General features: G+C 65.6%; 6 protein-coding genes. 3 read left to right on the top strand and 3 right to left on the bottom strand.

Features of this window, described 5'->3' with window-relative positions; translation table 11 throughout:
• Positions 1–83: 83 nt before the first annotated feature.
• Positions 84–9,194: a BTAD domain-containing putative transcriptional regulator gene (locus AC0KS4_RS08075; RefSeq protein WP_472408507.1), complete on the top strand. Its 9,111-nt coding sequence runs from the start codon at positions 84–86 to the stop codon at positions 9,192–9,194.
• Entirely contained in the window at positions 9,191–9,892 is a 702-nt protein-coding gene (locus AC0KS4_RS08070) for a Type 1 glutamine amidotransferase-like domain-containing protein (RefSeq protein ID WP_238957759.1), read from the top strand. Before AC0KS4_RS08075 ends, AC0KS4_RS08070 begins: the two co-directional genes overlap by 4 nt.
• Here the strand turns inward: AC0KS4_RS08070 and AC0KS4_RS08065 are convergent.
• Positions 9,882–10,796 (bottom strand): TPM domain-containing protein, encoded by a 915-nt coding sequence (locus AC0KS4_RS08065; protein ID WP_238957758.1) that lies wholly within the window; start codon positions 10,794–10,796, stop codon positions 9,882–9,884. The genes AC0KS4_RS08070 and AC0KS4_RS08065 overlap by 11 nt on opposite strands.
• A gap of 214 nt (positions 10,797–11,010) precedes the next feature.
• Here AC0KS4_RS08065 and AC0KS4_RS08060 point away from each other — a divergent pair, with 214 nt between their 5' ends.
• A complete protein-coding gene (locus AC0KS4_RS08060; RefSeq protein ID WP_225330099.1) occupies positions 11,011–12,417 on the top strand; it encodes an aldehyde dehydrogenase family protein in 1,407 nt (468 codons plus the stop codon).
• Positions 12,418–12,530: 113 nt separating this feature from the next.
• Here the strand turns inward: AC0KS4_RS08060 and AC0KS4_RS08055 are convergent, their stop codons facing one another.
• Both AC0KS4_RS08055 and AC0KS4_RS08050 read right to left on the bottom strand, forming a co-directional pair.
• Positions 12,531–12,827, bottom strand: a complete 297-nt coding sequence (locus AC0KS4_RS08055) for a hypothetical protein (RefSeq protein WP_238957757.1) — start codon at positions 12,825–12,827, stop codon at positions 12,531–12,533.
• Positions 12,828–12,891: 64 nt separating this feature from the next.
• Positions 12,892–13,428, bottom strand: a complete 537-nt coding sequence (locus AC0KS4_RS08050) for a hypothetical protein (protein ID WP_238957756.1) — start codon at positions 13,426–13,428, stop codon at positions 12,892–12,894.
• Positions 13,429–13,434: the final 6 nt, after the last annotated feature.

Raw genomic sequence — 13,434 nt, 5'->3', positions numbered from 1 at the left:
GCGGGTGCTGGGGCCTTTACTGAATCTTGACCGCGTATTGAATTGCCCCACCGACGATAGGCGAGGTGAGTACCCTTTTAGCGGTGGAACTGGGGGTTTTAGGCCCTCTCCAGGTCCGGCAAGGCGGAGCGGCCGTCGGTATCCCGGGCGCGAAACCTCGCGCCATCCTCACGATGCTCGGGTTGCACGATGGTTCCGTTGTGCCGGCCGACACGCTCGTCGAGTTGCTGTGGGGTGAGGATCCGCCGCGCACCGCCGCCAAAGCGTTGCAGACCCACATCTCGTCGCTGCGCCGCATCCTGGGTGACGGCTTTGTCCTGACGCAGGGGGCGGGTTGGGTGCTCGCCGACAGCGAGGTTGATGCCTCGCGCTACAAATCGGCAGCGCGACTGGGGCGCGAGGCCGCCACCGCGGGCGACACCAGCCAGGCGGTGGCCCGATTCGAGGAGGCTCTTGCCCTCTGGCGCGGAATCCCCGAACTTCCCGATGGCCGGCGCGGAACGTCCGAAAAGACGCGGTGGATGGAGGGGCATGCCGCGCTGGTGGAGGATCGGGCGGACGCGTTGCTGGCGACGGGCCGAGCCGCGGAACTCATCGGCGATCTCGAGGCCGCGATAGCTGATGCTCCGCTGCGCGAAAGGCGGTGGGGCCAGCTGATGCTCGCCCTCTACCGGGCCGGCCGGCAAGGCGAAGCCCTTGGCGCCTACCAACGGGCGCGTGCGCTGCTTGCCGACGAGCTCGGCGTCGATCCCGGGCCCGAACTTCGCCGGCTGGAGGCCGCGATCGTCGCTCAGGACTCTTCGCTGGATATTGCTGTGGCACAACATGTTCCGTCGGTGACACGGGCGGTGACGTTCCTTCTCACCGATATCGAGGGGTCGACGGCAGCTTGGGAGGCGGACGCCGACGCGATGGCGGTGGCGCTCGCCCGCCACGACGAGCTGATCGAACACGTGGTCACCTCACGTGGCGGTCGGCTGATCAAGACGCGCGGCGAGGGCGACGCAACCTTCTCGGTCTTCGAACGGCCCTCTGCGGCCGCCTCGGCCGCGGTTGAGTTGCAGGACGCGATCGCTCATGAGCCGTGGGCCTTGCGGGAACCCATCCGCATCCGGGTGGCGCTGCATACCGGTGAGGTCGAGCTTCGCGACGGCGACTACTTCGGCCGGGCCGTCAATCGGGTCGCGCGGCTGCGGTCGCTGGCCGAGGGTGGCCAGATCCTGTGCTCGGGCGCGACCGCCGAGCTCGTCATCGACTCGCTCGCCGACGACGTGGTGCTCACCGACCTCGGGATGCGCCAGCTGCGGAATCTCGCACGGCCCGAGCACGTTTTCGAGTTGCGGCTGGAAACCGCCGAGCAGCGTCCCGAGCCGGCGGCGGCCGAAACGCCGATGGAGCGGCCGGGACTTCCGGCGGTGCTCGTCGGCCCCGGGCCGTTCGTCGGACGTGGCCGCGAACTCGAAGGGCTGCTGTCTGCGTGGCAGAGCGCGCTGGCGGGCGGTGTGCGCACGGTGCTGATCGCCGGCGAACCGGGCGTCGGCAAGACGCGCCTTGCGGGTGAATGGTCGCAGCGGGCCTATGACCAGGGCGCGGTCGTGCTGTACGGCCGGTGCGACGAGGACCTCGGAGCGCCCTATCAGCCGTTCGCGGAAGCGTTGCGTTCGCTCGTGCCGTGCATGGGCGCTGACCGGCTGCGGGGGCTGCGCGGTGTCGAAGCGTTGCTGCCGCTCGTGCCCGGGCTGACCGATGTGGTGCCCGATCTCGCTCCCCCGTCGCACGCGGATCCCGACACCGAGCGGTACGCACTTTTCGATGCCGTCGTTGCCCTGCTGGAGATCGCCTCCGCGAGCGCGCCGGCGCTCTTGATCCTCGACGATCTGCACTGGGCAGCCAAGCCGACGCTGCTCCTGCTGCGGCACCTGCTGCGCTTCGGCGACCACGCCCGCGTCCAGATCGTCGGCACCTACCGCAGCACCGATCTCGACCGCTCCCACCCCCTGGCGGCGATGCTCGCCGATCTTCACCGCGACGACACGGCCAACCGGCTCAGTCTCGGCGGCCTCGACGAGGATGACGTGACCACCTACGTCACCGAAGCCGGCTACGACGACGAGGAACTCGCGCACGCCCTGGCGTCGGTCACCGGCGGTAACCCCTTCTTCCTCATCGAGGCCCTGCGCCACGTCGACGAGAGTGGCGGCGCGTGGGATCAGAGCACCCTGCCGCAGGGCGTTCGAGAAGCCGTGAGCCGCAGACTTTCTCGGCTGCCGGTCGAGACCAACAAGGCGCTTGCCGCGGCCGCGGTGGTCGGGAGCCGGTTCTCCGTGGAGCTGGTCGAGCAGGTGGTCGGCAACGACCTCATCGACGCGTTCGACGAAGCGCGCAAGGCCGGCATCGTCGTCGAAGAACCGGGCGGCAACTATCGGTTCAACCACGCTCTTGTCCGCCAGTCGCTGCTGGCCGAGCTGGCGTCCGTGCGGCGCATGCGATTGCACCAGCGCATCGCTACGATACTGGAGACGCTGCCGGGCGCCGACGATGATCTGCTGGCCGAGCTGGCGCACCACTACTTCGAATGTGCTTGGGCGGGAAACGCAGCCAAGGCGATCTTCTATTGCCGGCGCGCGGCAGACCAAGCGATGGCACGACTCGCCTACGAAGGTGCCGCCGACCTGTACCGCCACGCCTTGCACGCGCTGGAAGAGCTTGACGACGAGCTGCCCGATCGTGACGATCAGACCGCCGAGCTGTTGGTCGCGCGCTGCGAGGCTTTGTTGGCCGCCGGTGATGTGGCGTCGGCAGCGGGCGCGGTCTCCCAATTGCGCGCGGCGACAGTCGATTCTGCTCGGCTCGCAGCGTGGGCCACATGCTTCGACGGGCAATTGTCGATGCTGATTCACCCCGAACGGTTGGACGAGGTCGAAGCCGCGCTGGGCGCGGCCGCCGCCAAACTCGCCGAGCTCGCCGACGCCGCCGGAGAAGCCAAGGCGCACACCGTCCGAGCGGGATGCCTCGCCCGCCTGGGACGAATCGCCGACTGCGAAGTCGCTTTGGACGACGCGCTGAACGCAGCGCGGCGCGCGGGCGAACACCGCCGGGTAAACGCGGTTTTGGCGGGCGCTCCTCTGGCGGCGCTGTGGGGCCCCAACCCCGTTCCGCGCGCCGGGGGGCGGTGTCTGGATGTGGTGCGGCTGCTTCGGATCACGACCGACTCCCCTGCCGTCGAGGCCACTTCGACGCGATGCCAGGCCGTGCTGGAGGCCTTTCGCGGCCGCGCCGCCGCGGCCAGACGGATGATCGACTCGGCCCGGCGCACGGTTAGCGAGCTCGGCTTGCGTCATGCGCTACTGGAGGTGGAGCAGTTCGCCGGTATCGTCGAGCTCGTCGTCGACGATCCGGCTGCGGCTGAACCGCATCTGCGCAAGGCCTACAACGGTTTTCGTCGCATGGGATTAGACGCCGATACCGCCGAGACCGCCGCGTTGTTGGGCCGCGCATATCTTGCTCTCGACCGCGAATCCGAGGCAGACGAATTGTGTTCGGAAAGCGAGCGTCTCGCCGGTCACGCGCTGAAGGCCTCGATCGCGTGGCGCACCCTTCGCGCACACTTGCTGGGGCGCGGCGGTGACTACGCCGCGGCTCGGCGAGTCGCCGAGGCGGCGGTGACGTTGGCCGAACGCACCGACGCCCTGGTTGATCACGGCGACGCCTGCCTGACGCTGGCGACGGTTTTGGGGGGCGGCGGCGACGTCGTAGCGGCGCGAGCCGCCGCCGAGCAAGCGGTCGAGCTGTACGAACGCAAAGGCGCTGCGGCGCTTGCGGAAAGGGCGCGCGCGATCCGCGGCGAGAATGTGAAGCGGAGTGCATCCGCTCGACCAGAACCGTCGAAGGTCGAGTTGGACAACGCATGCGTGCGGGCGGGCGAACGCGTGGCGTCCGCGATAAATCGTGAGGCGTGGGACGAGTTCGAGCGACTCTTCGCGCCGGACGGATTCATCGAGAGCCGCCGCAAAATTGTCGGGTTTGGACCGATCGACGTCCCATCGGGCGAGTTTCCACAGATGAACAGGCGCGTTTTGGAAAAAGTCCCTATGCGGGTCACCCAGATGGTTATCGCCGTGCGAGGCGAGCGTCTGGCGCTCGCTCGATTGGTGATAGGCGCGGACGATGTCGGCCCTGGGGCGCCGCAGGACGAATTCCTGCTGCTTTATGGCATCGATAACGATGGCCAGATCTCCCTGCAGGTGTGGTTCGACCTCGAAGACCTCGACGCCGCAATGGCCGAACTCGATGCCGCATACGGTCAATTCGAGGAGATACATCCTCGAGCGCAACTCGAGAATGTCGCGACGCGGGTATACGAGCGCTTCTGGTCGCACTTCTCCGAACGCGACTGGGCTGCCGTAGGAGCCATTGTCTCCGAAAGACTTTCCGGTGCCGATCACCGACGAGTGGTGAATGCCGGGGACCGAGGGAGTCGAGAATCCGTGATCAGGGATCTGCAGGTGGCTGCCGACCTCGGCTTCACCATTGGGATAGCGGACGTCGTGGCGACCCGCGGCGAGCGCCTCGCCCTGACCCAGGTGCGTGCGTCCGGTCGAGCTCCCGAGACGATTCAAAACGATGCCTTCAATCTCGTCGAGGTCGACGCCGATCAGCGAATCACGTCGATCGTTATCTATGACCTGGACGACTTCGACAGTGCCATAGGCGAACTCGAGACCCGCTACGTCGCGGGCGAAGCTGCACCCTACGCACGCACGTGGGCAGTCATCACGCGGAGTTGTGCGGCGTTGAACCGGCGGGAACCTCCGCCGACAACGCCAGATTGGGTGAACATCGATCATCGGCGTGGGACATCCATTGCGCCCGGTGAAGTACCTGAGTGGCTTAGCACCGCCTGGAGTCTTCGGTCTGACCTGAGCACCTTCATCGAATCGGTGCATCGCATGAACAACCGTGGCGCGGTCGTCACCCAGATGGCTCATGAGATCTCACAAGATGGGTTCCACGCCGAATGGCGAGTGATCAGCGTTCACACGGTCAACGGCGACCTGATAGATCGCTTCGAGATGTTCGATGAGTCCGACATCGACGCCGCGATCGCGCGATTGGATGAGCTCAGCCGACCGGCACCGCGGCTGGAAAACGCTGCGAGCCAGATGGCGGAGCGCTTCTTCGCGTACTTCGCAGGCGGCGATTGGGACTCCGTGGCGACGATACTGGCCGACAATGTTTCGCACGACGATCGCCGGCACGGGGTGAACGCTGGGGTTCTACACGGTCGAGATACCCAAATTGCAAACCTGCAAGCTATCGCTGAGGTCGGGATCACGAATTTTTCGTCGACAGTCATTGCGACCCGCGGCGCGCGTCTCGCCCTCGTCCGTACCCGTTCCTCGGGCCCAGACCGAGCGCCCGACGGCGTCCTCACTGAGGAACTCGGAGTCGTCGAGATCAACTCCGACAACCAGATGGCAGCCTACGTCACGTTCGACCCCGGCGACTTCGACTCCGCCATAGCCGAACTCGACGCCCGCTACGCCGCCGGAGAGGCCGCTCCGCACGCGGGAACGTGGCAAGTCATCACACGAGGCTATGCCGCGGTCAATCGGAACGAAATTCCCGGCATGACACCGGATTCGGTATTCGTAGACCATCGAGCGGTCATAGCGACGGAGCGGGAGGATCTGACGGGATATCTTCCCGCCCTGTGGGACCTCACGCCAGACGTCAGAGTCTACGTCGAAGCGGTACATCGGCTGAATGAGCGGGGAGCGGTCATCACCCATACGGCACGCGGCACTTCGGAGGAGGGCTTTGACGCCGAGTGGCGGACAACCATCGTTGGCATAACCGACGGCAATCTCTACCGTCGCGTCGAGGTCTTCGACGAGGCAGACCTCGACGCCGCGCTCGCCCGCTTCGATGAGCTGCACCAGCAGGCACCGCGGCTGCAAAACACGGCAAGCCAAGTCAGCGACCGCTTCCTGGCACACTTCGCGGCGCGCAACTGGGATGCGATGGCAGAGATGACGGCTGACGACTTTTCGAGTGACGATCGTCGTCGGGTTGTGGGCGCGGGAGTCCAACTGGGCCGGGATGCCGATATCGACAATATGAAGGCGTGGGCTGACATCGGGATTGCGAAAATGACATCACACGTCATCGCGACCCGGGGCGACCGCCTCTTCCTTGGCCGCACCCGTTTCTTCGGCCCCGAGCAGGGGCCCGACACGTTCCACAGCGAGGTGCTCGGCCTCGTCGAGATCGACACCGAAAACCGAGTCGTTGCGCGGGTCGTATTCGACACCAACGACCTCGACGCGGCGTTCGAGGAGCTCGACGCTCGCTACCTTGCCGGCGAAGCGGCCGCCCACGCGCACACGTGGTCGCTGCTCATGGCGGGCGACGCCGCGCTCAACAGGTATGAGATTCCGGCCCACACCGAGGACTGGGTCAATATCGACCACCGGCGGGCGACCGCTTTCCCGCCAGGTGACCTCATCGGATACCTCCGTGCCGGTTGGGACTTCGCCCGGGACATCAAGAATCACATCCTCGCGGTGCATCGCATGAACGACCGAGGAGCAGTCGTCACCCACTGGGCGCATGGCACCATGGAAAACGGATCCGACGTCGAATGGCGGGAGATCGCCCTTTTCACGTTCGAAGGCGATCTGGTCAGCCGGGGCGAGTTGTTCGACGAGGCCGATTTGGATACCGCGATCGCGAGGTTCGAGGAGTTCGGCCGGCCGACAACCGAGCTCGTGAATGCGGCTGCCCGAGTGGCCACGAAATTTCTAGCGCACTATGCGGTCCGCGACTGGAATGCAATGGCAGAACTGCTCGCCGAGGACGTTTTCTCAGACGACCGTCGTCGAGTCTTGAATGCCGGGGTTCGGCGTGGTCGCGACGCAGAGATGGCGAATTGGCATGCTACTAGTGAAGTCTGGAGCACCCATGCGGTGTCGACCGTCGCTATCCGCGGAGAGCACCTCGCGCTTTTCCGCAACGCCTTTACAAACCACGACCAGTCCTCTGAGGCGTATTCCGCTGCGGCGTTCGCCGTTGTCGAGATCAACGGTAACAACCGAATTGCGGGATACGTCGTATTCGAGGCGGACGAACTCGACACGGCCATCGCAGAACTCGATGCGCGGTACCTCGCGGGAGAAGCGGCTCCATACGCGAGCGCCTGGGTGTGTGCCCTGGACATCCTCCGCGAGCTCAACAGCCACGAGCCGGGACCGATGATCGAGCGACTTGCATACACCGATCATCGACGAGTCCCGTTCGCGGATGGAGACTTCCGGCGGGCGATTGAGGAGCTGTGGCTCCTCGTACCAGACGCCCGCTATTGGGCGACGGCAGTACATGCTCTCGATGCCCACGGCGTTGTCGCAAGCGCCATCATCGAAGGCACTGATGCACGGGGGAACGAATTTCAATGGGTCCGCTCCTTTTTGCTCGATCCCCACGAGCCACGGTTGGAGATATACGAAGAAAGCGATGTCGACAAAGCGCTTGCCCGGTTTGAGGAATTGCGCCCGATGCCGCAGCGGCTAAATAATGCGGCAACCCGGGTTGTCGAGAAGTTTCTGGCGCATTTTGCCGTCCGCGGTTGGGACACAATGGCAGAACTACTCGCCGACGGGTTCTTCTCAGACGATCGCCGTCGCGTCTTAAACGCCGGGATCCGACGCGGACGAGACCTTGAGATGGCGAACTGGCGGGCCAGCGCCGATGTCTGGATGACTGATGTGAGATCGACCGTGCTTGCCACCCGCGGCGAACGCCTCGCCCTCTGTCGTTTCACCTTTGCAAGCCAAGGCTCGCTGCCCGAGGCATCTCAAGCTGCGGCGCTGGGCATGATCGAAATTGACGATGACAACCGAATCGTGGCAAGCGTGGTGTTCGACCCCGACGACCTCGACGCGGCCATCGCAGAACTCGACGCGCGGTACCTCACCGGGGAGGCCTCCAACCACTCCCACACCTGGACGCTTGTGACCCAAGCCTTCGTGGCGCTGAATCAGCGGAAAATCCCGGCGACGACATCTGATTGGGTAAACATCGATCATCGACGACTCGTGCCGATCGGCACGGGCGATCTGGCGACATACCTCTCTGTCGCATGGGAACTTTCGTCGGAGTCCCACCTCTACGTCGCCGCCGTGCACCGCCTGGGCAACCTTGGCGTGGTGATCACCCATGTCGCGGTTGGGACTTCGCCCGAGGGGTTCGACGCCGAGTGGCAGGTGATCGACGTGATGACTTTCGAAGGCGATCGGATCAATCGCTGTGAGCTATTCGACGAGTCCGACCTCGACGCCGCGCTGGCGAGGTTCGATGAGCTGCACGGCCAGACGCGGAGCCTGGAGAACGCGGCAAGCCGCGCAGAACACCGGCTCTTTGACCGCTCGAGCACCCACGATTGGGCGGCGATAGCCGAGATCTTGGCCCCGGACAGTTTCGTCGACGATCGACGTCGGGTGGTAAACGTCGGCTTCTGGGACGGTCGCGATGTTGTGATGGCAAATATGCGAGCACTGGCCGAGGGCCTTGCGCAGGTATCCTTGACGGCGATCGCGACTCGCGGGGAGCGCCTCTCGCTCGCCCGCGTCCGCTCGTTCAATCCTGACTCGCGGCAGGAGGGATTTGCCGTAGAGTTGCTGGGGATCGCGGAAATTCACGCCGACGGGCGGATCGCCGCCCACGTCTTTTTCGACGTCGACGATATCGATGCAGCCTTCGAAGAACTCGACGCCCGCTACCTCGCCGGCGAAGGCGCCGCCCACGCGCACACGTGGTCGGTTATCTTGCGAGCCCTCCACGCGTTCAACGGACACGAGCTGCCCGCGACGACGCCGGACTGGGTGAATGTCGACCACCGCCGAGGAAGAGCGTTCTCCCCCGGCGAGCTGGTCCCATACATTCGCGCCACATGGGAGCTGGCGCCGCAGGCCAAGTTCTATATCAATACGGTGCATCGGCTGAGCAATTTCGGAGCAGTCTTCACGCAGTCGTCGCGTGGTGCTTCGCAGGACGGCTTCGACCTCGAGTGGCTCGAAGTCAACGTTCTGACTGTGAGCGGTGGCCTGATCAACCGCATCGAAACGTTCGACCAGGAAGACCTCGACGCCGCGCTCGCGCGGTTCGATGAGCTCACCGGCAAAGATCAGCCGAAGTGACAGCGCCACAACTCAATCCGTTGTATCTACTGGCAGACAGTCAGCTGCTGTTCTGGAAGGGCGACGGCCGGCTGCTACTGGAAGCGGCGCTCGACGGATTGGCCCGAGACAAACCGTTGAGCGCCGCCTACGTCGGGGCCTCCAATGGCGATCGGCCGGAGTTCTACGAAATCTTCGAGGCGGCCGTCGATGCCGTCGGGATCACCGACCATTGCATGATCCATTCGTCCTTCGGCCCCGCCGACCGCGCCTTCCTCGAGAACACCCAATTGATCGTCCTCGCGGGCGGGGATGTCCGCCTCGGCTGGAACACCTTCGAGGAAACCGGCATGAAGGGGACGGTCCTAGACCGCTACGCCAAAGGGGCTGTCCTCGTCGGGATTTCGGCGGGCGCCGTCCAGCTCGGACGCTATGGAATCGTCGAGACGCCGGTATCACGCGGGACCGACGTGTTCGACGTGTTCAATCTCGTCCCCATGGTGATCGACGTGCACGACGAGCGAACCGAGTGGGCGCGGCTGTCGCGGACAATCCAATCGCTGCACGGAAAAGCGACCGGGCTCGGCATCCCTTCTGGCGGCGGAGTCGTCGTGCACCCTGATAGCACCGTCGAGCCCCTGCGTTATCCCGCGCACAAATTCGTCTACGACGGCACCCGCGTCGTGCACTCCCTGTTGAGTCCACCGCTCATCGCTTAGAAGTGGTGCCGCGTCGTCGTGGGCGGTGCGCTGCCAGCACGTCGGCGTTCGCCGCCGTCTGCGCCTGGGCGGCCAGCGTCGATGCCTTGTTGGCATGCGCGATCGCTTCGGCGTCGTTAGTGGATTCCTTGCCGTGCGCCGCCGCCAAATGCCGCTTGGCCTCGTCGAGCCGGGCCTGCGCCTCGGCGCCGACGCTGTCGTGGTGCCGGGCGACGTAGTCGGAGATTTGGCGCAACCGGGCATCCGCGGTGGACAGCGCCTGCGGCAACGAATCACCGCTCCCCTCAATGCTGGCCTGTCCGCCGCCAAGACGGGCGCGCCGCCGCCGACGCGCGCGATAGAGCACGAGAAGCAGCACAACAACCGCGACGACGATGACACCGATCGCGACCAGCGGCCAGATCGGCTTCGACGAGCTCGCCGGCTTGGCCGAACTCGCCAATTTGTCCAACCCGTCGGCCGCGGCGACCGCCGCACCGCTCCAGTCTTTGGCGCCCAGCACGGGCTCAATTTGATTGCGCCGCAGACTATCCAACCCCGCGGCGGTCGGGCCCTGCACCTGCGGCGGCACGGTGAACGTGTACGTCTTGGTGTTCGTCGCGATGCCCAGCAGTGCATCCTGGCCGCCCAGTCCGCTGGCGCTGCGGGTGCGATCGGCCCAGTTGTCGGGCTTGAACCGGTTGAAGTTGTCGACGTAGACGACCCACAGTTGAATGTGGCGATCGCTGTAGAGCCGGTCGATGGCCTCGCTGACCGCGGCCCGACCGGAATCGGTCAACACCCCCTGGGCGTCGGTGATGTGATCCGTGAGCTTCGACGGCGGCTGCGCGGCGGCGGGGCTTACCAGCAGCAAGCCCGCGGTGAGGATCGTCAGGACGGCACCGAACAGGCGAACAATCCGCATACAGGTAACTTAGCCGCCAATTCGCGTTGGGTCAGGAGGCGCCGCATCGGCGACCAACCGCCGTGAATCGCCTTTTCGCACGTCAGCGACCAGCAGAATTCGCCCGATACTCGCGCCCGGCGCGACTGCCCACGCACTGGACACCCACTGGTTACGCGCGTAACCTCTGTCGCGCAACGACAGCATTTTGGCGAGCGAAAGGCCACTGAGAACCGTGAGTAACGCCATTGAGGTCTTCAACCCGTCCACCGAGGAGCTGATCACCGAGGTCCCCGACTCCGACCAGGCGGCCGTCGACGCCGCGGTGGCCCGCGCGCGCGAGACCTTCGAGTCGGGCGTGTGGCGCAAGGCGCCCGCGTCGCACCGAGCGAACGTCCTCTTCCGCGCCGCGCGCATCATCGAGGAACGCACCGACGAGCTCGCCGCGCTCGAGGGCCAAGACAACGGTATGAACCTGACCGCCGCGCGGCACATCATCCCGGTGTCGGTCGACATGCTGAAGTACTACGCCGGCTGGGTCGGCAAGATCCATGGCGAGTCGGCCAATCTGGTGTCCGACGGCCTCCTCGGCACCTGGGAGACTTACCACACCTTCACCCAGCTCGAGCCGGTAGGCGTCGTCGGGCTCATCATCCCTTGGAACGGGCCGTTTTTCGTCGCGATGCTCAAGGTCGCGCCCGCCCTCGCGGCCGGCTGCAGCGCCGTCCTCAAGCCCGCCGAAGAGACGCCGTTGACCGCGCTGAAGCTCGAGGAGATCTTCCGCGAGGCGGGCTTGCCCGACGGCGTCCTGAACGTCATCACCGGCTACGGCGAGACGACGGGCGCCGCGCTCACCGCGCACCCGGACGTCGACAAGATCTCGTTCACCGGGTCGACGGAGGTCGGGCGGCTGATCGTCAAGGCGGCCGCCGGCAACCTCAAGCGGCTGACGCTCGAGCTCGGCGGCAAGTCGCCGCTGATCATGTTCGACGACGCCAATCTCGACAAGGCGATCTTGGGGGCGGGCATGGGCCTGCTCGCCGGTTCGGGGCAGAACTGCTCGTGCACGTCGCGCATCTACGTCCAGCGCGGCATCTACGACGAGGTGGTGCAGCGCCTCGCCGAGTTCGCCCAGATGCTGCCGATGGGCGGCAGCGAGGATCCCGATTCGGTGTTGGGGCCGCTGATCAGCGACAAGCAGCGCAAACGGGTGGAAGGCATCGTCAACGACGGCGTGGCCGGCGGCGCGCAGGTGATCACCGGCGGCAAGCCGATGGACCGCAAGGGCTACTTCTACGAGGCGACGATCATCACCAACACCACACCCGACATGCGGCTCATCAAGGAGGAGATCTTCGGGCCGGTCGGTTGTGTGATCCCGTTCGACGACGAGGACGAGGTAATCGCCGCCGCGAACGACACGCACTACGGGCTGGCCGGCTCCATCTGGACCGAGAATCTCTCCCGCGCCCACCGGATGGTGAATGAGCTTCGCGCGGGCCAGGTTTGGGTGAACTCCTCACTCGCGGCGGACCCGTCGATGCCGATCAGCGGCCACAAGCAGTCAGGGTGGGGCGGCGAGCGCGGCCGCAAGGGCATCGAGGCCTATTTCAACACCAAGGCGGTCTACATCGGTCTGTGACCGATTGCCCTGAGCTCGGCGGGCGTAACGCCGCGGCGAGATAATTGCTGATTTTTCGCCGTGGCGTTACGCCTGGCGCTTCTGGTCGTGCAGACTCTGGGCCGCAATGGCTTTCAGCGCGACGCGATGAGGGTGTTGCCCTCGTCTTGGCACCCCGCGATGAAGTCCGCCGGCGAGTCGACCCGGGCCATCATCCCGGTTTTGAGGACGTTCGCGCGGAGACGGTCACAGTACTGGTACAGGTCGGTGCCGGGCGGCAGCTGCACGTGGCGGTTGAGGACCTGGTCGTCGATGGCTTGTTTGCCTTGGTTGTACGAGGGGGACCCGGGGTCGGCGCCCGCAGCGGGCGCGAAGACAACCGCGGCGGCGCTGATCACCGCCGCCAACGTCAACCCGCGAATGCGACTCACGCAGACAATCTTACGTCGAATTTGCTGCCAACACATCCGCCTCGATGCGGGGGACGGCGGCGGGCTAGAAGGTCCACGAGCCGGCGGGTTGAAGTACGAAGCCGCGGTTCAGGATTGGATCGATGCAGGCGGTCAGCCGGTCAGCGCCCACGACGCACGTGATGTCCCCTTTGGTGATCTTCTGGCCGACGTTGAGCAGCGGCGACGTGATGACCGGGCACCCGGTGCCCTTCTGAAAACTGTAGGGATTGAGGTCCGTCGGAAGCGATGACGGCGATCCCACCGCCGAGCAGCCGTCGCCGCCGACCGGGGCGTTGTCCGGCAGCCCGGGTAGTGGTCCGTCACAGCTGGCGCTGACGTGATCGCCGGGCTTGGGCGGATTGGGCAGGATGCACTGCAGTCCGTCGGGCGTCGCAAAATAGGCTGCGCCACCGGCGCGGGCGGCGGCGGTATAGGGCGCGGCATCGACCGCTTGAAATGCGTTCAGGTCGGGGAATTTCGGCGGCGTGGCCGTCGCGACCCCGGGGGCGTTGCGGGAACAACCCAGGCCCAGAACCACAACGGTCCCTGTTATCGCCGCTAGGGCCACCCTGCTCAGCATGCGGTG

The organism is Mycobacterium sp. NTMscope_MAC_12, assembly GCF_976985675.1.
This window is presented reverse-complemented; position numbering and strand designations above follow the sequence as displayed.

Excerpts from the sequence above, each read along its gene's own strand:
- AC0KS4_RS08065 (WP_238957758.1), bottom strand. The coding sequence starts at position 10,796 with ATGCGGATTGTTCGCCTGTTCGGTGCCGTCCTGACGATCCTCACCGCG.
- AC0KS4_RS08050 (WP_238957756.1), bottom strand. The coding sequence starts at position 13,428 with ATGCTGAGCAGGGTGGCCCTAGCGGCGATAACAGGGACCGTTGTGGTT.